General features: G+C 36.0%; 22 protein-coding genes. 6 read left to right on the plus strand and 16 right to left on the minus strand.

What is annotated here, in order from left to right; translation table 11 throughout:
* Window positions 1-279: 279 nt before the first annotated feature.
* From D2K40_RS13765 to D2K40_RS13815, 11 genes are all read right to left on the minus strand, one after another.
* Window positions 280-1,281 (minus strand): NAD(P)/FAD-dependent oxidoreductase, encoded by a 1,002-nt coding sequence (locus D2K40_RS13765; protein WP_117156917.1) that lies wholly within the window; start codon window positions 1,279-1,281, stop codon window positions 280-282.
* Between the two features lie 12 nt (window positions 1,282-1,293).
* Complete coding sequence (locus tag D2K40_RS13770) at window positions 1,294-2,124, minus strand: sulfurtransferase (RefSeq protein WP_117156918.1); 831 nt, start codon at window positions 2,122-2,124, stop codon at window positions 1,294-1,296.
* Window positions 2,125-2,126: 2 nt separating this feature from the next.
* Window positions 2,127-2,675, minus strand: a complete 549-nt coding sequence (locus tag D2K40_RS13775) for a hypothetical protein (RefSeq protein WP_117156919.1) — start codon at window positions 2,673-2,675, stop codon at window positions 2,127-2,129.
* Between the two features lie 537 nt (window positions 2,676-3,212).
* Window positions 3,213-4,241: a type 2 isopentenyl-diphosphate Delta-isomerase gene (gene fni / locus D2K40_RS13780; protein WP_117156920.1), complete on the minus strand. Its 1,029-nt coding sequence runs from the start codon at window positions 4,239-4,241 to the stop codon at window positions 3,213-3,215.
* A 4-nt stretch (window positions 4,242-4,245) separates the two neighbouring features.
* Window positions 4,246-5,727, minus strand: coding sequence for a phytoene desaturase family protein (locus D2K40_RS13785; RefSeq protein ID WP_117156921.1), 1,482 nt, complete (start codon window positions 5,725-5,727; stop codon window positions 4,246-4,248).
* A complete protein-coding gene (locus D2K40_RS13790; RefSeq protein ID WP_162879225.1) occupies window positions 5,724-6,749 on the minus strand; it encodes a glycosyltransferase family 2 protein in 1,026 nt (341 codons plus the stop codon). Before D2K40_RS13790 ends, D2K40_RS13785 begins: the two co-directional genes overlap by 4 nt.
* 65 nt (window positions 6,750-6,814) lie before the next feature.
* Window positions 6,815-7,564, minus strand: a complete 750-nt coding sequence (locus D2K40_RS13795) for a lysophospholipid acyltransferase family protein (protein ID WP_117156923.1) — start codon at window positions 7,562-7,564, stop codon at window positions 6,815-6,817.
* Window positions 7,542-8,273, minus strand: coding sequence for a carotenoid biosynthesis protein (locus tag D2K40_RS13800; RefSeq protein ID WP_117156924.1), 732 nt, complete (start codon window positions 8,271-8,273; stop codon window positions 7,542-7,544). Before D2K40_RS13800 ends, D2K40_RS13795 begins: the two co-directional genes overlap by 23 nt.
* Window positions 8,274-8,287: 14 nt before the next feature.
* On the minus strand, window positions 8,288-9,115 hold the full coding sequence (locus D2K40_RS13805) for a phytoene/squalene synthase family protein (protein WP_117156925.1): 828 nt from the start codon (window positions 9,113-9,115) through the stop codon (window positions 8,288-8,290).
* On the minus strand, window positions 9,105-10,559 hold the full coding sequence (locus D2K40_RS13810) for a phytoene desaturase family protein (RefSeq protein WP_117156926.1): 1,455 nt from the start codon (window positions 10,557-10,559) through the stop codon (window positions 9,105-9,107). Before D2K40_RS13810 ends, D2K40_RS13805 begins: the two co-directional genes overlap by 11 nt.
* On the minus strand, window positions 10,559-12,091 hold the full coding sequence (locus tag D2K40_RS13815) for a phytoene desaturase family protein (protein WP_117156927.1): 1,533 nt from the start codon (window positions 12,089-12,091) through the stop codon (window positions 10,559-10,561). Before D2K40_RS13815 ends, D2K40_RS13810 begins: the two co-directional genes overlap by 1 nt.
* A 163-nt stretch (window positions 12,092-12,254) precedes the next feature.
* Here D2K40_RS13815 and D2K40_RS13820 point away from each other — a divergent pair, with 163 nt between their 5' ends.
* Entirely contained in the window at window positions 12,255-13,142 is an 888-nt protein-coding gene (locus D2K40_RS13820) for a MerR family transcriptional regulator (protein ID WP_117156928.1), read from the plus strand.
* A gap of 660 nt (window positions 13,143-13,802) precedes the next feature.
* Window positions 13,803-15,038, plus strand: a complete 1,236-nt coding sequence (gene pepT, locus D2K40_RS13825) for a peptidase T (protein ID WP_117156929.1) — start codon at window positions 13,803-13,805, stop codon at window positions 15,036-15,038.
* A 41-nt stretch (window positions 15,039-15,079) separates the two neighbouring features.
* On the opposite strand, the gene D2K40_RS13830 is transcribed toward pepT, so the two are convergent.
* Entirely contained in the window at window positions 15,080-16,567 is a 1,488-nt protein-coding gene (locus D2K40_RS13830) for a Na+/H+ antiporter NhaC family protein (protein WP_117156930.1), read from the minus strand.
* A gap of 192 nt (window positions 16,568-16,759) precedes the next feature.
* On the opposite strand from D2K40_RS13830, the gene D2K40_RS13835 reads away from it, so the two are divergent.
* On the plus strand, window positions 16,760-17,740 hold the full coding sequence (locus tag D2K40_RS13835) for a glycosyltransferase family protein (RefSeq protein ID WP_117156931.1): 981 nt from the start codon (window positions 16,760-16,762) through the stop codon (window positions 17,738-17,740).
* A gap of 84 nt (window positions 17,741-17,824) precedes the next feature.
* The gene (locus D2K40_RS13840; protein ID WP_117156932.1) at window positions 17,825-18,271 is read left to right on the plus strand and encodes a hypothetical protein; all 447 of its coding nucleotides are present in this window, start codon (window positions 17,825-17,827) and stop codon (window positions 18,269-18,271) included.
* Between the two features lie 173 nt (window positions 18,272-18,444).
* Here D2K40_RS13840 and D2K40_RS13845 read toward each other — a convergent pair whose 3' ends face one another.
* The 3 genes from D2K40_RS13845 to D2K40_RS13855 form a co-directional block, all read right to left on the minus strand.
* Window positions 18,445-19,239, minus strand: a complete 795-nt coding sequence (locus D2K40_RS13845; protein WP_117156933.1) for a DUF4367 domain-containing protein — start codon at window positions 19,237-19,239, stop codon at window positions 18,445-18,447.
* Complete coding sequence (locus tag D2K40_RS13850; protein ID WP_117156934.1) at window positions 19,236-19,817, minus strand: RNA polymerase sigma factor; 582 nt, start codon at window positions 19,815-19,817, stop codon at window positions 19,236-19,238. Before D2K40_RS13850 ends, D2K40_RS13845 begins: the two co-directional genes overlap by 4 nt.
* A 221-nt stretch (window positions 19,818-20,038) precedes the next feature.
* On the minus strand, window positions 20,039-20,578 hold the full coding sequence (locus D2K40_RS13855) for an HD domain-containing protein (protein WP_117156935.1): 540 nt from the start codon (window positions 20,576-20,578) through the stop codon (window positions 20,039-20,041).
* A gap of 325 nt (window positions 20,579-20,903) precedes the next feature.
* Here D2K40_RS13855 and D2K40_RS16450 point away from each other — a divergent pair, with 325 nt between their 5' ends.
* Window positions 20,904-21,053 carry a hypothetical protein gene (locus tag D2K40_RS16450; protein ID WP_162879226.1) on the plus strand — a complete coding sequence of 50 codons (150 nt, stop codon included), beginning with the start codon at window positions 20,904-20,906 and terminating at the stop codon, window positions 21,051-21,053.
* Between the two features lie 152 nt (window positions 21,054-21,205).
* On the opposite strand, the gene D2K40_RS13860 is transcribed toward D2K40_RS16450, so the two are convergent.
* Window positions 21,206-21,415: a CDGSH iron-sulfur domain-containing protein gene (locus tag D2K40_RS13860; protein ID WP_117156936.1), complete on the minus strand. Its 210-nt coding sequence runs from the start codon at window positions 21,413-21,415 to the stop codon at window positions 21,206-21,208.
* Window positions 21,416-21,556: 141 nt separating this feature from the next.
* Here D2K40_RS13860 and D2K40_RS13865 point away from each other — a divergent pair, with 141 nt between their 5' ends.
* Window positions 21,557-21,931, plus strand: coding sequence for a carboxymuconolactone decarboxylase family protein (locus D2K40_RS13865; protein WP_188618838.1), 375 nt, complete (start codon window positions 21,557-21,559; stop codon window positions 21,929-21,931).
* Window positions 21,932-22,882: the final 951 nt, after the last annotated feature.

Below are 22,882 nucleotides of genomic sequence, written 5' to 3' on the forward strand. Positions count from 1 at the left end.
CTTTTGTACAAGATAATTGCTTGATTTGAAGAAAAGACACCTAATGATGCGTTATAACGTACTTGAATCTCTGCAGTGCAGATTAATGGATTGATGATTATTTCATCAAATGCTGAATAGTTTAAGTTTTTGCCGAAATCCTTCTTGAGTTTGCCGAATAATTTAAAATTTTGCCGGATTACATATTGATTTTGCCGAATTAGCGCTTCTGTTTCACATTTTTAAGTTACGACGCATCATGTATCAACTGCACAAAGATTTCTATAAAAAAATTTGATTTTATTGCTGCTTATCACGATAAATCACAGTACTATAAACCTGGTCACTTGCTTTGGGGTCAACATATTTCTTTGCACTATTAACCGCAGTCATTGCTTCAGTGTAACCTGCTGCTATCAGTATCATTTTACCAGGGTAGGAAGCTGCATCTCCAGCGACAAAAACCCCTTCTATATTTGTGTGCATTTTTGTATCTGTTGCAATACGACCCTTATCAAGATTCAATCCCCATTTTTCAAAAGTAGCGCTTTGCAACTCAACACCATTATAAACTAGAATATCATCTACTGCTATTCGTTCTGAAACGCCATCCTTATTTTTAACTATTATTTCTTTCACTAGGTCCTGTTCTCGTATAACCTCTTCTACTAAGGTTTCTGTACGGACGTCCACATTCGACTGGTTCACACGTTCGATATCAGTAGTTTGCGCTTTTTGAAATGCAGATTTTTCATTAATCAGAAAGACTTTCTCCGCAGAACCATCTATTTTTAATGACCAATCAATTCCTGCCCTATTGCTAGTGAGTATTGCAACTCTTTTATCTTGATATTGTTGCCAATCACGAATTGACGTATGAACATTTTTATCATGCTGAAGATCAAAACATTCTGGACCACGTACTGTAAATCTACCTGTACCAGTTGCTAGAATAATTGTTTTTGAAAAATGTTGTTTTCCACTAGCTGCTGTTAAGATAAATGTCCCATCATTCAGTTTTTCAATATCTTCAATCCATTCATTTTGAACAAAATTTGGCTGATAAGTTTGCGCTTGCTTTACTGTTTCCGCAACAATCTCTTCACCTGTTTTAGCAGGAATTGCTCCAACCTCATGGACTAACTTCTCAGGATAAAAGAGCGAAACTTTCCCGCCAAAGATTGGACTTGCTTCAATTAATTTCGTTTTCATATCTCGTAAACCACTATAAAATGTTGCGTATAGCCCTGTGGTTCCGCCTCCAATAATTGTAACATCATACAATTCCTGCTTTTCTTTCACTTTTAAAACCCCTTACTCTTCTATTGTTTCAATCGTATTTTCTGGATAGGAGATCCAATCACTAAAGCTGCCCGGATATAGCTTGACATCTTCAAATCCAACAGCCCACAAACCTAAGATATTCATACATGCTGAAACACCAGACCCACAAGACACAATAATCTCCTGCTTTTTATCTAAACTAGCAAAGTGTTCTTTAATTTCACTTTGTGTCTTCCACCCATTATTAGCTGTTAATAAATCATGCCAATCATAGTTTTTTGCTCCAGGAATATGGCCAGCCTTTGCATATAACGGTTCTTCCTCGCCAAGGTAACGAGGACATGATCGTGAATCAATTAAGATGGATTCAGCTTTTTCTTGCTTATCTTTTAATTCTGCCATATCAACAATCAGATTATTGTTGATAGTTGGTACAAACGTTTTGGGAGAAGGCTCGGGGATTGTTGATGTAATAGAATATCCACCTTTTGCCCATGCTTGCACACCACCATCTAAAATAAATGTATGTTCATGTCCAAAATATTGTAATAGCCAATACATTCTTGCTGCAAATATGTCATTTGTTTGATCATAGATTACAACAGTTGTATTTTGATCAATCCCAGCTTCCCCTAGTTTTTTAGAGAACTCCTCAGAATCAGGAAGTGGATGATTACCTCCATGTTCTCGACGAGCTGATGCTAGATCTTTGTTTAAGTCAAAATAGACGGCTCCTGGAATATGTCCTTTCAGATATATTTTGTGCCCTTGATCTGGATTAAATAGATTAAAACGCGTATCAATAACAACTACATCGTCTAGTTGTTCCCGTAACTTTTCAGGTGAAATCAAAAACTTCATTATTATCCCCCCAATTTACTAAATTTACGTAACCAAACTAAATAAACAATCTCAAGTACAAGTGCTAGTAATGTAATAACAACTACTAATGAAGTAAAGACTGGATTAACAACACCAACAGTAAATATCGGTAAGATAAGTGCAAGTATCATAACAGTCATATACATTTTAAATAGAATTGTCGTTCCTCTTACAAGTTCATTTTCTCCAGCTTGATCAGCAACTTTCAGTAATAATTGAAAGACCATAAATACGAGTATAAGGTTCAAAGCCTGCATAATAAAACCGTATGTTCCTGATGCTGACCCAAATGTACCTATCTGATTTACAGCTTGTTGCGAAATAAATACGGACGGAATTGAAAGTACAGTAAGCACAATTGCAAATTGATGTGCTTTTTTCGCTTCATTATATGATTCACGGAACCAAGCAAGCCCTAGAATGATCAAGATATAGCCAATTGGATCTGGTAAAATATCTACGACAATAATATGAATCTCCAATAATACAAAAAGAAATCCCCAAAACATTTTATGAAAAGCTTCGCGCATAATATATTTCCTCCTTTATTACATTTGTTAAAACTCTTGCCTCATAACTTTAATTCACAGTTGCTAAATGATGCGACGTAACTATTAGCGTGAGTTACTACCTAATCCGCTACGTCACCAGACGGTTTTGGTGGGATGTCAAGCCTTTGCTTCCTTCGCTAGTTAGAAGAACTAATTTTGATTTATATACTACAATCAATAAGCTTTCTGCAGTTAAAATAGGTTGTAATGTATTATATTTTTAGACTATCTAGCGGATCAAATGAAATTATCGACACTCCTGCAGGAACAGCACGGGCCGAAAATCCATTTTTAGAAGTGCTTTTCTTCTAAAAATTAGTTGAGGCCGTGCCTGCGGAAAAGGAGGTAATTTCATTTGAGGAGCGGTAATGGAAATGCCTTTTACGACGCATCATGTTTATTCTGTGCACTAACAAGGAGTTTGCATTTCTGAAAAACCTCCAACTTTTATTAGTTTATCATAAGAAAAGTTGGAGGTGATAGTTGCTTTATCCCTAGATCAGTTAACTTTATTATCTAGCCAATAATAACCCGCTCTGTTTGCTTCAATTCATCTATTGAACCTACACCTAATCCAAACATCGCCATTTGCAATTCAAGTTCTCTCGTCTCCATTAAAGCGATTAGTTGTTCAACTGATTCTGTTGCTTCTCGTAAAATCGAGCGTGCAAATCCTACCATATCAGAACCGATTGCAATTGCTTTAGCAGCGTCTAAACCTGTTTTCATCCCACCACTTGCGATAACAGGGATATTTGTAACATGTTCACGAACAGAAACAATACTTTCTACCGTAGGAATACCCCAGTCAACAAAAGCTTCCGCAGCTTCCCTTTTCACTTTGTCCTGTGAACGTAATTTCTCTACTTGGCTCCAAGATGTACCACCAGCTCCAGCCACATCGATAAATGCTACACCTGCATCTCGCAGTTTTTTCGCAGCTCTTCCATCGATACCCCAGCCAACTTCTTTAACACCAACTGGTACTTCAAGCTCCTTACATAGCTTTTCAATCTTACCTAACAAGGCTGAGAAATTAGTATCTCCACCTGTTTGAATAACCTCTTGAATCGAGTTTAAATGTAACACAAGTGCATTGGCTTCTGTGATCTCAATAATTTGACGACACTTATCCACACCGAATCCATAATTTAACTGAACAGCACCTAAGTTAGCGATAATTGGTACAGTTGGTGCATATTCCCTTACTTGAAATGAAGGACGATACTCTTTATTTTCTACAAGCGCTCGTGTTGAACCAAGAGCAAATGTCCACCCTTTTTCTTCAGCGGCTATTGCTAAATTGCGATTTATGGTTTCTGCTAATTCAGCACCACCAGTCATAGAGCTGACCAAAAATGGTGTTGCCCGCTTATGACCCAAAAATGATGTTGCAAGTGAAATCTGATCAAAATCAATTTCAGGTAAAGCATTATGTACCAAACGAACGGAGTCCATTCCAGTCGTAATGTTGTTTCCTGTCACTTGGTCCGTAAGGCATAGTTTAATATGTTCCGCTTTTCGTTTATTAATTGAATCTGTCATTTTGCTAACTCCTTTGTATTTTGTATCTATCAATAATATCGTCCGCTACTAATGAACCTGAAAGTGTCACCATTGGAGTACCTCCTCCTGGATGGGTTGAGCCGCCAACAAAATATAAATGTTCGATATGTGTATCCTTATTCGGAACTCTAAAAAACGCTTGCTTAAACCTATTGGAAGACATTCCATAAATTGTACCTTGATAAGCACCTGTTCTCCTTTTTATATCATCTGGTGTCATTATTTCCTCGTATTCAATAGAATCCTCAAGATTGGTAAAGCCGTTACGTTCTAAACGATTCAATACTTGGTTACGAACCGTTTCATTCATGTTAGATGACCACATCGTATTTTTCGATAAACTTGGCGCATTTAATAGAACAAATAAATTACTGCCACCTACCTTAGCCCTTGAAGGTTCAGAGTAACTTGAATTACAAATATATATTGCAGGATCAACAGGCATTTTCTTATCTTTAAAAATCGCGTCAAATTCCCGCTTATAATCATCTGGAAAAAAGATATTGTGATGGCGTAATTGCTGATATTGTTGTTTGATACCTAATAATAATGTCATTCCCGATAAAGAAGGTTCCTTTTTCGTGATTTTCTGATTCATCGGATGGTCTTTTAACCACTGCTGATAAACTGTAAGTGCATCTACATTAGCTATTACCTCATCCGCAGAAAATTCACCATTGTTCGTTTGAACGCCAACTGCTTTTTTATTGTTTATGTTTATTTTTTTTACAGTAGTATTCTTTTTTATTGTAACATTTAATTCTAATGCTAACCTTTCTAAAGCTGAAACAATTGCATAAGTTCCTCCTTTTATACCATAAACGCCTTGTTTTCCTTCTAAATGGGTCATCATGCTAAAGATAGCTGGTGCATGATAAGGGGAAGAACCTACATATGTTGCATATCGACCAAACATAGCAAGGGTATTAGGATGATTAAAATAACTTCGGAGTAGCTTTTGATACGATGTAAAAGGTTTAATTCTCACAAAATCAAATAGTAAATGTGGGGAGAGTTTTACTTTCCACGCATACATGAGTTGACTAAAAAACTGTCTCTCTGCAATCTGATAAAATGAGGAACTCTTCTCTAAAAAGGCACGATAATTTGTGGCATCATGCTGACTAAAGACTGCAATTTGTTCCTCTACTCGATCCACATCTGTACTATAATCAACAATATTACCATCAGCAAAAAAGTTACGTGTTCCGTCCTTGATTGGATAAAAAGTGAGGTAATCTTCTATACGACGATCGCATGCAGTAAAAAGATCAGCAAACACGTGTTGCATCGTGACTGTACTTGGACCCAGATCAAACTGGTAATCAGCAGTATCTACAGGTTGTAACTTACCACCACTTCTACTTTCTTTTTCTACTATCGTAACTGAAAAGCCATGGTAAGCCAATCGAATAGCACATGCAAGTCCACCAATCCCCGCTCCAATCACAACTACTTTTTTCACAAATAACGCCTTCCTTTCCATTCGTATCCACGTTTCTGGTAACTTCTTAATAAAGAATCTGTTGCAATTGACAACATTAGCACAACACTAATTGGAAGTAAGAAACTAGCTAGTGTAAACACACGATTGGAGAGATCAATAATAATTTTGGTTAAAGCCCCCAAACCATATGCTGAAATGACATAAAACATATTTCCGCCAAATAACAAAATAAACCATGGTAAAAGATATAAAAAACTATAATAGTAAAAGATACTAGAAAACAAAAAGCCACTTCGATTTATACCTGCAAATAAGTTCTTTTGATAACCTAACCATACTTGTCTGGCATTGGCATACATACGCATATACACAATCGAATCAATTTTTGCTAAAGTTGCAGGATAACCAAACGATTTAAACTGTTTCATTAATTGCATATCATCCAATAGGCTAGTACGAATCGCTGCATGTCCACCTACCTTTAGGTAGCTGCTTCTTTCGACCACAATAAAAGCACCATGTGCTGCTGCAAACTTTGGACTTTTAGCTTTCTGAACATATCGAATCGGAAGATGACAAATAATAACAAATTGCATCATTGTCACTACTAACTTCTCCATCCAGGAACGAACAATTTGTCTAGGAAACCCAGAAACAATCCCGCTTTTTTGCTCATGCAACAAAGGAATTAACTTTTCTAATGCATCATTTTCTAACCTAGCATCTGCATCTAAAAAAACAAACCAATCCCCTTGCGCATGATCAGCTAGTTGCTGACAAGCAAAAGATTTTCCCACCCAACCATCTGGCAAATCTTCACCTTCTACCAAACGAACAGGTGGCTCACTTGTATTAAAACTTTCTACGAAAGATGCTGTTTGATCTGTAGAGTGATCATTTAATACTACTATTTCATAGGGTGCAAAGGTTTGCTTTATAACAGAATCTAAGCACGCCTTAATATTCTTTTCTTCATTACGTGCGGGAATTAAGACCGAAATGCGTGGTTGAACAGCTGTTTCATCTGCTGTTTTCTTCAATGTGGGAAACGCCGCAATGTTCCACAGAACAAATAAGAGCTGAAAAATTAGAGTTATGATAATTACTAAGAGAATGGCATCCACCTTTGCACACCTTCTTTCCAGCGATTCAAATGATCACTTGTAGACTTGCTTGGTTTTATTACTTGATAGACAGATGGTAATTGGTAAAAGTCCAAGTTTTCAACAATCTTCTTTCTTTGTGCATTTGCTTGTTTTTCCAATACGTTCTGAAAATAAGCCGTCCATTCCTTTCGACTTTTACTTGTACCATTCACCGAGAAATCATCACCGATATGTATCGATGCAATCGGCTTTTGCATTTCACCAAATGAATAATAAAAAGTCACAGGTTTTACCGTGATACGTTCAAACCGCTCCAGCAAATAACCAATTCCAGATTGAAATTGTAATGGACGTATGTCTTGATGTTGAACTTCTCCTTGAGGGAAAAGCCAAACCGACCCATTTTGTTCAACTAATTTTTGACTATATTTCAATGACTGCACAATTCCTTTAGGTTGGTCACGATCTATCGAGAACGCACCTAATTTTCGAAAAAAAGGATATTGTTTCAAACCTTCTTCATCCATCATAATAAAATGATGTTGTGCAGATTGTTGCTGCGTTAGGTAAAAAAGTAACAAACCGTCCCACCACGAGCTATGATTTGCTATATAAATCACGGGACCTTTTTGATCTGTATCTATTTCACCTTCCGCAACAACCGTATAAAAATGACGTTTCAGTAAGTACTTCTGCAGGTATAAATAAAACAATTTTGAAAAATGTTTATTTTTTGCTGCGGTAATCATAGCGATACCTACTTTCTACTATTAAGATAAATAAAATACTCAACCAACCTATTGGCATTAATCCCGTTTTAAAACCAAGCATACCAAATAAGAAGAGCATTAATTGAAAAATAAAAGTTACCTTACGATGAACAGACTTATTTATTTTATATAATGGGAATAGATACGCTAAGAGCGCAGCCAGAATAAACCATGTCACAAAATTGGTTAACGGAATCCCAAAGTAAGCTCCAGCACCGTGCCATTCCCAAAAAAGAAGTTTTTCTGCAACTGGATCTAAAATAAGATCAAGTACCACGACCCAAGCACCCGTTTCGATCGCTCGAAGCGTTTTGGAATTTTGATTTGCCAGTAGTAAACTATTAAGAATCACACCTACCCAAGCTAGCGCAATTGTAAAAGGAACACCAATAATAAGTGGGCCAAGTGTATTGGTATAGTCATAAGAGCCAAATGGAAACCCTGTAGCAACACTAACCGCCTCTACCGAAAAAGTTATTATAGCAATAGCCGCGACTCCTTTTAGTAATGATTGCCACTTACCTGTCATATCTCCTATTAGTTCCATTAAACAAAGCGCATAGAATATGAGAAAGAGTGCCTTCGAGAAAGCTAGACTACTAGGTACGTACCAAAACAATTGTAAAACAAGACCAATTGAATACCATATTAAGAATAATGGATATAACACGAGTCTTTTTTCTTGCATAAAATGCCTACTTTCTATTTCGTCAACTGTAGCAACAATTGACTTTTTCTTTTATTCGTGACAATTGCTCTTTCTGTAAATACATGATAATCATTTTCTCGAACAACTCGAATAATCTCGCGATAATAGCCTGCTGCAAGTTTCATAGATAAGGCACTCTTAGGCGGGTATAGGTCTATATACTGCATTCCATAACTAAACCACACATCAGCTTTGTTCGTTAAATCATGAATGACATCTTTCAACGCATCATTTACAATTTGGTTTCGCCACTCATGTTCCGTATAGCAATATTTCTCCATTAATTCTAATGGTACATATCTTCGACCTAATTTTTGATCTGCTCCAATATCACGAATAATATTAACGATCTGCATCGCTTTTCCTAAATATATACCGGCCTCAACAAATTCCTTGTTTGCATTATCACGCAGAACTGGAATTAACATCTCTCCAACAGAGCCCGCTACTCGATAACAATAGTCTTCTAGTTCTTCCATCGTTTGATAAGTGGTGCGGACATAATCTAAACGTTGCCCACTAATTTGCGTATAATATGGTTCCTTTGATAAATTATATTCGCTGAATACCCAACGCAAGGCTGGCCAAATAAAATGACCATTCGCTTCGTCTAATTGATTAAAGTGATATTCTAACTCATCTAATGTATACGGGGAATTTTCTGGTTCATCAACTGCATCATCAATCATTCGGCAAAAAGAATAAATGACATAAACAGCTTCTCGTTGTTTTTTCGGTAAAAATTTAAAAGCATGATAGAAACTAGATGAACCCTTTTTCATCATATCTTTACACGCTAATGCTATATCTTCATTTAACATTTTCCTTTACCTCCTTTTTGATATGTTGACTCAACAGCCTAGCCCCTTGCATCACAATTGGAATCCCACCACCTGGGTGTACAGAAGCACCCACCGCATATAAACCTTTAATCGTTGGATGAATAATTTGTGGTCTAAATCCACCCGATTGCTTGATATCTGGTGCAATCCCAAAGCTTCCACCTTGAAATAAACCTTCTGCTTCTGCATCCCTTGGCGTCCGAACATCTTTCCATTCAATTGAATTACGCAATTCAGGAAAACAAGTTTGTTCCACTCTATCAATCTGTGTTTCTATTAAACGTTCAATAGCTTTAGCATCTTCTTTCATATTAGCAGGTACAGGAATAAGTAGATATAAAACACTTTTATCCTCTGGGGCGGCTTCATCATCAAGTGCTACTGGGTTAAATACGTAACAAGATGCGTCATGCGGAACATTACTTCCTTCAGTTACCTGTTTCATATAGCCATCGAAATCCTCAGATAAGAAAAATTGATGCGGTATTGCCTGTTCCCATCTTTTCTTTACCCCTAAATAAACAAGCAAACACCCTGATGAAGGATTTGTTTTCTTCTTTTGCACGTGCTTCTCAGGAATCAATGATTGAATCGTCGGATAATCACCATTAAAAACAATCGTGTCATGTAAATGTGTATCTCCCGCCACTTTTATTCCTGTTGCGCGATCGTTTTCTATCACAATTTCATCAACAGTTGTTTGCTTCTGAATGGTAACCCCACGAGCTATACATGCTTGTTCTAATAGAGGAATCAAACTTGCATAGCCACCTTTTACATACCAAATACCGAATTCGTGCTCACTATATGAAATCAAACCGTATAGGGCAGGAACACGATGGGGCGCTCCCCCAATATATAAAGTTTGTAACGCGTAGGCATGGCGCAAACGAATATCACTAAAGAATTTTGATAAATAATTTGTTACACTCTGATAAGACTGCGATTGCAAGATGAATTTAATATTTTGATAGGAAAGAAAATCTCTTTTGCGCCCAAAAGTACGCGATAAAAAGGCTTCTGTACCAAACTGATAGATTTTCTTCATTTCCTCCATATATTGTGTAAAGCCCTTCACTTCATTGGGAAACACTTTTTTTATTTCTTGCTTTTGTTTTTCTGTGTCGCGCCATTTCCTGTATATAGTTCCATCTGGGTAATGAATATCATAAAGAGGATCACATGGTATTAAGTCAACTGCTTCTCGACTAATTCCAGCCTCTTCTAATATTTCAAGTAACATCTCTGGTAGAAGTACAATTGTTGGTCCTTGATCTATTTTGAATTCACCGTTGGACTGAAACACCACTCTACCGCCAAGCTGTTCTTCTTTTTCATAAATTGTTACATTATGACCCTGTTTTTCTAAAAGTAAGGCTGCTGTTAGTCCACCTATTCCCGCTCCAACAATCCCAATATCCATTAGACCTGCTCCTTTATTTGTACCGTATCTTGTTTAATATCTTGCGGAATATTCCTATCGTATTGTTCATCTAATAAATCAGAACTAATCATGGCAGATTGAAAGATGGTTGGTAATCCACTTCCAGGGTGTGTACCTCCACCGACCAAAAAGCAATGATCAACATCTTCAAACTTATTATGCGGACGAAAGTACATCATTTGATTTAAATTGTGTGACAAATTAAATGTAGCGCCACGGTAAACAAAATATTCATTTTGCCACTCTAATGGTGATACAATTTTTTCCACTTCAATATGCTTTTCTATATCATTAATTCCAGTTTCTAATTCTAAACGGCGAATAATCTTTTCACGTAAACGAGGCTTCTCTTCTTCCCAATCAATAGCAGCGTCTAAATTCGGAACAGGCATCAATACATATAAGGCTGACTTTCCTTCTGGAGCCAATGTTGGATCAAGTTTAGATGGATTATGAATATAGATCGATGCATCCTCTGAAAGGCGTCCTTTTTTCGTAATATCATCTACATTTTCTTTATATCCATCAGCAAAAAGCACCATATGATGGGGTAAATCAATCTTTTGGTCCACACCCAAGTACATCATAAACGTAGATAATGAATAGCTTTTTTTCTCTATCTTTTCTTTTTTATACTTCGTTAATTGATCTTGATCAAAAAGATGGGTCATGGCATAGGCGAAATCTGCATTAATTACCACATCATCCGCTAAAACTTTTTCTCCAGTTTCTAATTGAACACCTTTTGCACTACCATCCTCAACCAAGACACGTTTAACACCGGTACTAGTGAAAATTTCACCACCCTGCTCTCTTATAACACGTTCCATTGCAGCACATACTTGGTTGACTCCTCCAATCGGGTGAAACAACCCATAACGATGTTCTAAGAATGATAGAATCGTAAAAGTACCCGGACACTCCCATGCAGACATCCCAAGATATTTTGATTGAAAAGAAAAAGCCCATTTCAACCTTTCATCTGTGAAATATTTTGAAAGCCGTCCATATACTGTATCGACAGCATTCAACTTCGGAAGCGCTCGCCACATTTCTTTACTAAAAAAGTCACTCCACTTTGTAAATGGTTGCTTCAACAATGCAATAACACGTTCAAATTTTTCACCTTCACGCTCTAAAAACCTTTCATACCCTTCTTCATTACCTGGAAATAAACGTTTAATTTCCGCTTTTGTTTCCTCCGGATCTTTACTTGGTATAAAGGAGACGTCACCGAACTTCAGTGTATAAAGTGGATCAACTTCTCGCATGTCGACATAATCATGCAAATTTCGCCCTGATTTCATAAATAACTCTTCTAACATTTGCGGCATCATAAAAAAGGTTGGGCCTAAATCAAATGAATACTCGCCTAACTCTATTTTTGATGTACGACCACCAATATGTGGCTGCTTTTCAAATACTTTTACTTGATATCCTTCAGCACCTAACCGCATTGCTGTTGCTAGACCTCCTGGACCAGCACCTACTACAATAACTTTTTTATTCATGTAATCGTCTCCTCTTCCGCCTTTAATAATCCAAAGAATTAATTCGTGACAAATCTGTTGTTTTCATTATATAATATTTGTATAACTTTTGTATAGATTTTTGTTTTATTTTTAATCCATGATATAATCTAAGAATTGATGTTTGGAGAAAAGAGTGGTCCTCATGTACGGTATTAAAAAAATATCTGAATTAATTGGTGTATCGCCGATAACATTACGAGCGTGGGAAAATCGCTATGGTGTAATTAAACCAACTCGTACAGAAGGTGGCACTAGAATATACACACAAGAGAATTTAGAAGATCTAAAGTGGGTATTGAAAGAGAAAGAAAATAATAAAGTATCGATTCGCCAAGCAATGATTGCGTTAAATAAAATAAAGAATCAGAAAAACAAACATGAGTTATCAATTTTAAATGATATCAGTTATGTACAACTGACCCATGACATTTATGATGCTTTAGTCCATTACAATACAAGTCATGCATCAAAATTGATACATACAGCTCTGTCAACTTGTGATTATGAAAAAGTCTTCCACCACGTCTTCGTCCCGATATTACATAAAGTTGGAGAACAGTGGCATAAGGCTGAATTAAGTGTTGCACAAGAGCATTTTATTAGTCACTATTTACAACGAAAAATCCTTCATTTTTTTGAAGATAATCCAATTGGTAAACAGCCTATTAAAGCGTTAGCTATTTGCCCCTCTAAAGAATTGCACAACATTGGTTTGTTACTTTTCTCTTTATTCTTAAGAAAAAGAGGAGTCGATGTCATATATGTTGGTGAAAACACACCAAAAGATAATATCTCATCCATTATTAAAATAAATCATATCAAACTAGTTTGCTTTTCTATTACACTAGATGATCACATCATCTATTTAGAAGATTTTATTAAGGAAATAGAAAAACAACAGAATCAACCTGATTATATAATTGGTGGACATGCGGTAAAACATTTACCCGAAAAATATCAAGACCATATTCTTTCAGGTAAATTAGAAGACTGGGAAAAATGGTTTGAATCAATTCATCTAGACAAATAAAAGATCCAATATTGGACAAGCATATTAAGCCATTACAAAGGAAAATCTACTCAAGCTAGAGTAGGTTTTTTTGATTTTCTAAAAGACAGTTGTTTATGACACAATTTAGATAGACTCTGCATTAAAAACCTAAACCAGTCAGTAATAAGGAACGTAAGTTATCGCTCCTCAAATGAAATTGACTCCCTTTCCGCAGGCACGGCTTCAGCTAACTAGGAAGCAAAAAACGCTTCCTAGTGGATCTTCAGCTCGCGCTGTTCCTGCAGGAGTGTCGTCAATTTTATTTGATACGCTAGATAGTACACTATAATTAAGAAAAGCTTACAATGTGAGTTATAACCGTAAACATTGCAACCAATAAAAATATAGATACGCTATCCAGCGCAGTCAGCAAATGGATGACACTCCTGTGGGAACAGCTCAAGTCGAAGATCCACTCGGAGGCGTTTTTCCTCCGAGTTAGCTGAGACTGAGCCCACGGAAAGGGAATCCATTTACTGACGTAGCGGATTAGGGTTAGTAACTAACGTTACTAGTTACGACGGAGTTTACCTCAACTCTGTATTAATAGGGAATAATATTTATGAGAGGTGCCTGATAAAATAAATAAGTTAATTATGCTAAAATAGGTGTAGTTTAAAAATTGGAGATGAATAGATAATGAAACAAGATTTAATTAATCGGTTTACTACATATGTCAAGGTTGATACACAATCAAACGAAAATAATACTACATGCCCTTCAACAGAAGGCCAATGGGTATTGGCAAAAATGCTTGTTGATGAATTAAAGCAGATTGGAATGACCGAAGTAACAATCGATGAAAATTGTTACGTAATGGCAACACTCCCACCTAATACAGATAAAGATCTTGCTACTATCGGCTTTTTAGCCCATATCGACACAGCAACGGACTTCACAGGAAAAGATGTAAAGCCACAAATTATCGAAAATTACGATGGGAATGATATTACATTAAATAGCGCATTAAATGTCGCGCTAAGAACAAAGGACTATCCAGAAATTAAGAAATATCAGGGACATACTCTAATTACAACTGATGGAACGACATTACTAGGAGCGGATAATAAAGCAGGTGTTGCAGAAATTATGACCGCAATGGATTACCTAATTCAACACCCTGAAATAAAACATGGAAAAATACGTGTTGCGTTCACACCAGATGAAGAGATCGGACGTGGGCCTCATAAATTTGATGTCCAAGCATTCGGTGCTGACTTTGCCTATACCGTTGACGGAGGGCCACTTGGTGAGCTACAATATGAAAGTTTTAATGCTGCAGCAGCAAAGGTAACCTTTAAAGGAAACAATGTACATCCGGGTACAGCGAAAAACAAAATGGTTCATGCTTCAAAGATCGCAATAGCTTTTAATGATCGATTACCCGCGCAAGAAGCACCAGAGTTCACTGAAGAGTATGAAGGGTTTTATCACTTACTTTCATTCGAAGGTGATGTTGAAACAGCAAAGCTCTATTATATTATTCGTGATCACGATCGTGATAAATTTAACTCAAAAAAATCAACCATTACTAAGTTAGTAGATGAATTCAAACGAAAATATGGGGAAAACAGTGTAACACTGGAAATGACAGATCAATACTACAACATGCGCGAAAAGATTGAACCTGTTCGTGAAATTGTCAATATTGCTTCTGATGCAATGAAACAATTAGCTATTGAACCAATCATCCAGCCAATCCGTGGTGGAACAGATGGTTCACAGCTTTCCTTCATGGGACTACCCACACCTAACATCTTTACTGGAGGGGAAAATTTTCACGGTAAATATGAGTATATCTCTGTTGACAATATGGAGAAATCAGTAAAAACAATTATAACGATTAGTTCGTTATTTGAAGAAAGAGCTAGATAATTAAAAAGCCAACTATACAAAAATATAGTTGGCTTTTTGGCTTATATTACTTTCTCTTCATACGCGTCTTCTGGCGGTTCTGTCAATTCTTCACCATTCTTACCTTGGTAGCGTAAACCCCAACCTGTAAGAGCAGCAACCAACATTACAATTACCAAGAACCAACCCTGGAAAACAAATGGGAATACTGCTGTTGGTGCAACAATTGGCAACCACTCATAGGTACCTTGCATCATGTTAATCGTAGACCACCCAAGCAGAACAGGAGCACCCCACGGAAAAATATAACCTAACGCAGAAGTAATTGCATCCAGCATGTTCGCACGTCTGTAACTATGAATTTTATATTTTTCACCCAATTCACTAACAAAAGGGGCAGCTGCAATTTCAGCCGCTGTATTAATCGTTATTGCACTATTTAATAGTGCAACAATAGCCCAAATAGAAACTTCCGCACGCCTTACAGATTTCTTTATCCACTTAACTAATGTCGTCGTAATAGCTTTCATCGTACCACCTAATTTTAATAGATGCGCTGATGCAACAATTAATAAAATTAAAATTGCCATATTCATATAACCTGTGATCCCATTTATTAAGGCTCCTTCAACGATTGCATCGGCATCTGGATTAAAAGATATAATTGCACTTAATGAACCTATTGGGAAAATAGCAATTGCAACAACAGCGGCTAGAATACCCCATGTTAAGGAAGTAAGTAGATGATGACCAGATAATGCTAGAACAAGCACAATAGCAAACGGAATTAACATAAGCAACCCAGCTGGACTAAGTCCTTCTTCAATTACATTTTGATTTCCTACTGCGTCACCCCCACCACCAAATATCATAAATAAAATTACGGTAGGAATTGCTGCAGCAATAGCATACTTAAAACGACTACGTACCACACCAGGTACATCTGCACCTTGCGTTGTTGCTGATACAATTGTGGTATCAGAAACTGGTGCTAAGTTATCACCAAATACAGAACCAGCCAAAATAGCTGCGAATAACATTGTCGGATCTGCACCTGTTGCAACTCCTGCTGGATACATTAAAGTACAGAATGCAACAGTTGTACCATAACCTGTTCCAACTGCTGTAGAAAAAGTAGCTGCTAAAATAAATGTTAGACCAACAAACAAACCACCGGTAAATCCAGTTGCTGTACCAATCCATACAAGCCCTTCAACTAATCCTCCGACTTGTAAAACTTGTGCAAACATCCCCGCATAAAACCATGCGACCATTGCAACGACACCAATTGGTTGTGCTAGACCATCAAATAGACCTTGCGCATAATCAGCCCACTTGCTTTTACAAAAAAATAACCCGAGCGTAATACCAAGCACAGCACCCATCACAAGTCCCGCTTCTGATGATAATTGCAATACACTTGTTGTAATTGCCCATATAACAAAAAATAGTAGCGGAACAGCAGCCCCGAATGCACCAAATCGGAATTTCAATGTCTCTATTTGTGCATCTCCCGTTGCACGCGCTAGTTCTTCATTTTCCTGTTGCATATTGCTCCTCCTCATTAAATATAATTATAGATACCCTACTCAAAATTGGGTTCTTATCATTTTATCACAATTATATGAAATTTCTGAACAATTTAAAAACAATTTTGTGACATTTTTTCTATTATATACTCACTACGAAACTTTCACCTTGTCTCATATGCTAAAAAACACATAAGAAAGGAGTGATAGTGATTGAGCAAGAGAATAAAAGTACTTGTATTAGTCAAACCGTTTTGGCTCCAATATCCAAAGCACAAAGCAAAAGCAGCTATTTTAAAAACTATAACAACTTATGCTGATGTCTATTACTGGTACAACGACGGTGATATTCATGATATTCTTACTCATTTAAACCTTGAACCTGATTTTATTTTTCACTATGATATAGCTTGGGGATATCGACTATCTCCCAGGATCACAGGATTGGAGCAAATCACAATTCCTAAAGGATGTTTTGTAATAGATCTACATTGGAAACCACAGAAGAGAATTGAATATATTGAACAAAATAGAATAGATATTATTTTTTCTGTAAGTAACCGTCCTTTTCTTACTGTTTTCCCGCAATATGCATCTAAATTAAGATGGCTTCCATGGTCAATAAATCCCGAAATTATAAAAGATTGGAAACAAGAAAAAACGATAAATTACTTATTAATGGGGTTAGTGCATTACAACGTAACAGGACGACCAATAATAGTCCCTAAAGAAGATCGTTATCCATTTAGAAAGGTAGTATTGGAAAAGCTAAAAAGTGAACCGGGTTTTTTATGTCATCCTCACTCTCGCTATCTTGAAGAACAATCAAAGCATGTATTTTTCAATGAGAAATATGCACAAGAGATAAATAGAGCAAAAATTTTCTTTACCTGCGGTAGCAGAAGTAGCATTGGTGGATTACCCGTCTTAAAGTTCTTCGAGGCACCTGGGTGTAAGAGTTTATTATTAGCAGAATCAAATGATGATATTGACGCATTAGGTTTTATCGATGGAGAAAATTTTGTAGCATGTACAGAAGACGATGTTTACCAAAAAGCAACTTATTATCTAGATAACGAAGTTGAGAGAGAGAGAATCACAACTAACGGTTATAATTTCATTAGACAGCATCACACAAATCAAGTTCGAGCTGAACAATTGATCAAATACATTACTACTTATCTTTCATACTAATATTTTAAATTTCTTTCAAAAAATGGGAACGTTTTCATTACTTTATCCGACTACTATATAACATATAGAAAGGTGGATATAGTAATGAAAAAAATTCTATGTTGTGGATTAATATTATTATTTACAATACTCCTTATGCCTACAGCAATACTTGCAACAGAAGATAAGGAAGACTTTACAACGATTAACATAACCACTAACACAACGGACTATATTCTAACAACAAAGAATGACATAACAGAGGTTAGTAATACAACAATTGTTTCAAACAGTGCAACCAGCAGTATTACACGCGTTGATACCATTGGGTTACGTCTTTACCTTCAAACAATAAACCGTACAACAGGAATTTGGAACAACACTGGATTGAGTAGAGAATTCATTGATTACAACTCATCTTCAATTGATAAAGCAACCCTCTTTTCTGTTTCAAAGGGTTACCAATATCGGATAAAAACTGTTCATTTTGTAAAAGAAGGCGGCACTTACAATAGTGAAACTACTTACAGCAGTATAATTGACCTTCGATAGTAAATTTATTTTAAAAAAGGTATACTACTTGGAATTTATAACTCTTTTTACCTTTAAAATGTTTGAGACAGAATTTATAATTTTTGCGTCATCTAATATTGCATTACATTTAATAAACAAAAAAGGAATGCGCATCGCATTCCTTTTTTGTATGGTTGAGTTAATTAATTGGTTTAATTCAACGAAGCAGCAACTTTCTTCATATCACTTAAAGAAAGTTCACCCTTTATAGTAATTAACGTTCGCATGCGTAACCAAATTAATTCGGCCTTTCCATTACTAAAACCTAGATAAGTCGCGTCTGAACCGTTAATGTTAATCGTTTCGACAATTGCATGTTTATTGTTTACAGTTATATTACTAGAATATTGTTCACCCACTATAGGTTCTTGATGAATTGTAAACTCACTTTCAGCACCCTCGTATGTTAAAAATGCTTTTTCTTTTGGATAATCAGCAAATGTAATTACTGTCACATCTTTTAACGTATAACCCTCAGGTACGACTGTAGGATTTAATAATGTAAAACTAACAGTTGCATTCGCCTCTGTAAGGCTCATTTTCTCTTCTATTGGAATAAGCTCTTTTACTTCTAAATCGTCTCTATTAGGTAATGGCGGTAAATTATCCGTGGTGATTTCTTTATCTGATAATTGGTTTATTATCTGGGTTGATTTTCCTTGATCCCGGATAAAATAATCCGTAAACCAGCCAAATGCTTCTCCTCCCTTTAGCTGAAAAAACATCGAGCTAATTACTAAAATTAAAAATACGCAAGCGACACTTAATACCTTTGTATTTATGAAGCGCGAATGTTTTCTTGATGAATCTTCTGTTAATTCACTATTAATCCTTTGCCAGACTGCTTCTTTGGATACTGGGCCATCTGGTGCTTCATTATAATTTTTTTTAACAGATTCTTGTAAAAAGTGATCATTCCATATCTGCTTTTCGTTCGATTGATTCATGATATTTCACCACCAAATAGAGGTTTACATGACTCGTCTTTTTGTATAAGAACACGTAATTCTTTCTTTGCCCGATGAATGCGCGATTTAACTGTTCCTTCTTTTAAATCTGTCCATTGTGCAATTTCTGTATCTTTCAGTTCATGAATATACTTTAGTACAATTACTTCTCTATACTCTGGTTTTAGTTCAGAGATTTTTACAATGAGCGCCTCCTGAATTAATTCATTTTCCACAATCACCTCAACAGAAGAAGCTATCTCCTGCTTCGAGTGCATATAGTTTAATGCCAGGTCTTCTGTTGGTATACCATTCCAAGTATTTTGTTTGCGGATCAAATCAATTGCTGTTCTTGTAGCAATAGTCGATAACCATGCTCCTAATTTTTCTCTGCTTTCCAAATTACTTATATGCTTGTAAGCTTTGACAAAAGTATCCTGGACAATATCTTGTGCTAAATATCGATCTTTAATCACAAAATATGCATCGCGGTATACTCGTTCATAAAACAGATCATATATTAGACGAAACTCTTTCTCAGATAGTTCCACTTTTTTTCTATTTTTTTTAAATAGCACTTTATCACACCTTTATAGCGAAAATCAGACCGCCCCATGAATTCTTATTTAGTTTATCATAGTTTAATAGTGTAAGAGTATATTTTATTCATTTAATGACAGAGTTTTAATGGCTGAAAATCAAGAGGATAGTAAATATTGAAATATGATTAAAAGAGAAAGGAATTTATAAAATAAAAATAAGTTAGTTTGAAATTGGTACATATAGTTTTTATTGGCTATTAATTTTTTTGTTCATCATTTTCGTTTGCTAGCATTAGACTTTCAATCTTTGCATCTAAATCTCTAATTCGCTTAAGTGCTATGTCATAATCAATTTGTCTATAATGATGCGCACCACCAACTTCCTCATCAGCAGTATCCGCTTCTGCAACGATTTGTTGTAGGGGACGCAACTGCAATTCTCCTTCAGGCAAGTAAGAATCAGTGTGTAATAAAATAGCTAAGGCTACTTCCTTTGCATCTTGCAAATTCTCCTCACACCTCACCAATAACTTATGCGCCCTTTCTGCACCTTTTATGGCATGAATATCATTCTCTTTATAAAGTTCAAAATTCCATTCGCCATTTTGATACCATTTGTAATGACCAATATCATGTAAAAGGCCTGCTTTAGCAGCAAGGTCAGGGTTAACATTCTTTTTAATCGCTATATCAACAGCTTTTTCCGCAACAGCAATAGCATGTGCCATTCCAGATCTTCCGACATATTTTTGAACAATTGGATGAACAAAAAGCTTTTCCATAGTAACATGGCGCATTTTACTACCTCCTAGATCTTTTATTACGAAAATTATATTGTTCTAAAAAATAGCATATTTAAAATTTAATTGCAATTCTTAAGCTATACACTAAAGTATACGCATTGTATCAATTTACAATTCCACAATGTATATCAAATTAAACTTGTGAGCTTTGTTAACAAATCATAAAATAAATTCAAAGAATTTGAACAGAAAGTGAAGTATTTAAAAGAAATTAAAAGAATTTCAATATATATATTTACTTATTCGTATTATTTGGTATTATATAGATGAATTCATTTATATATGAATGATTTTATATCTTGAAAGGGGATAGATGAGTATGTTATTGTCTCTTTATCTTTTAGCGGTAATTTTAATCACTTTCAAAGTAATTTCTATTATTGACAAATTAACAACACGTCGTAGTAAGCGAAAATCACTCATTGATGCAGATGCAGCACAAGTCGTATTTGCTGTCACAAAGCACTAAAATTAACTAAAAAAATTAACTGACGTAAAGTCAGATAAATGGCGCCTTTTGGGGAAACTCAAAAGGCGTCCCTGTATATCCAACCAAAAAAAGCCAAGATACTATAAAAGTAGCTTGACGTCTTTCACATCTTGAACTAGTTGTGCTTCAGGTTATTTTGCTCTTGATACATTTTCAAATTGAATTTTTTTGTGAGCCCCATCGCAAAATGGTTTGTTTTTTGAAGCCCCACATCGGCAAAGTGAAAATGCAGGCTTCGTTTCGTAACGATTTCCCTCGGCATCCAATAATTCCACATCACCTTTGACTAAAATAGACCCATTATCTCTTACTTGAATAATTGTTTTTTGTTGATCGCTCATCTTCATCACCTCTTTACTTATTTTACTGCGTTAACAGTCACATGTCTATTTCATTAATCACAAGCGGACCATCATTTTCCACACATAAGTTACTTTATTAAAAGCCACCCTACAATTAACTACAAAGAAAGGTGGGATGATATGGATATGAATCAAGAACTGCCCGATAACTTTTATGATCAATCTATTTTAAACTACAAAGAAGGAACTAGTCACCTAAAAGCACATTTACCAAGAGTCACACAACAATACATGGATTTTACTGACGCCTGTTTTGAAGCTGGAACGATTGGTGAAAAAGAAAAGCAGCTTATGGCTTTAGGAATAAGTATTTATGCCCAAGATGAATATTGCATTATTTACCATACAAAAGGTGCCGTCGAACACGGTGCTACTGAGGAAGAAGTTGCAGAAACAATTGGTGTTAGCACTGCATTAGGTGGAGGAGCAGCCTTTTCTCAAGGAGTTACCCTTGCAATGGAATCCTTTCACCATTACACCAATCAATTGCATTAAGACTTTAAGAGCCTTTTCTACATTGAAGGCTCTTTAATTTTGAGCGCTTTAAACATTATTTCATTTTAATTAAGATTTGATATAAAATGCGTCGTAACTATAGACATGAATTAAATACACGCTTCATAAGTAAAATGGACTCGCTTTCCGTGGGCACGGCTTCAGCTAACTCGGATAAGCAAAGACCGCTTTCCGAGTGGATCTTCAGCTCGCGCTGTTCCCACTGGAGTCTCGACCATTTTACTTACTCCGCTAGATAGCGTATCTTTTTTTATATGGCATTCAATTTATATTGTAGCTAATTCATGTAATTAAATATAATAAAGCATTTTACATGCTACTTAATTCACGAGTTACACACTAGCGTATCAAATGAAATTGGTGACACTCCTGCAGGAACAGCGCGAGCCGAAAATCCATTTTTAGAAGTGTTCTTCTTCTAAAAATTAGTTGAGGCCGTGCCTGCGGAAAGGGAACCAATTTCATTTGAGGAGCGACAGCTTCCGTTACTAACTACTGACTATATGATTTAAGTTCTTAATGCATAGTTTATAGAAATTGCGTCATAAATAATACAGTCTTTTAGATAGTGATTTTGCATACTATTTGCATATTTCTATCATATTTTTTTAATATTCGGTATAATTTGCATAGTTCATCTTATTAAAAAGACAAATCATATCATAAAAGGAGTTATATAACATGGAAACTGTATTATACATCACGGCAAACCCAAATGACGCATCAACCTCCTACAGCAAAGCTGTTGGTGAAGCTTTTATAGCTTGCTATCAGTCTGAAAACCCTAATGATGAGGTAGTTGAATCGAGTAGGAGGGGCTTCACAGCCCCGACCTCTCACACCACCGTACGTACGGATCCGTATACGGCGGTTCAACCTTTTGAGTATCTTATCTGGTAGAGGATGTTCATATCCTTAAGTCCCCATTTC

The organism is Paraliobacillus quinghaiensis, assembly GCF_003426025.1.
GTDB lineage: Bacteria > Bacillota > Bacilli > Bacillales > Amphibacillaceae > Paraliobacillus_A > Paraliobacillus_A quinghaiensis.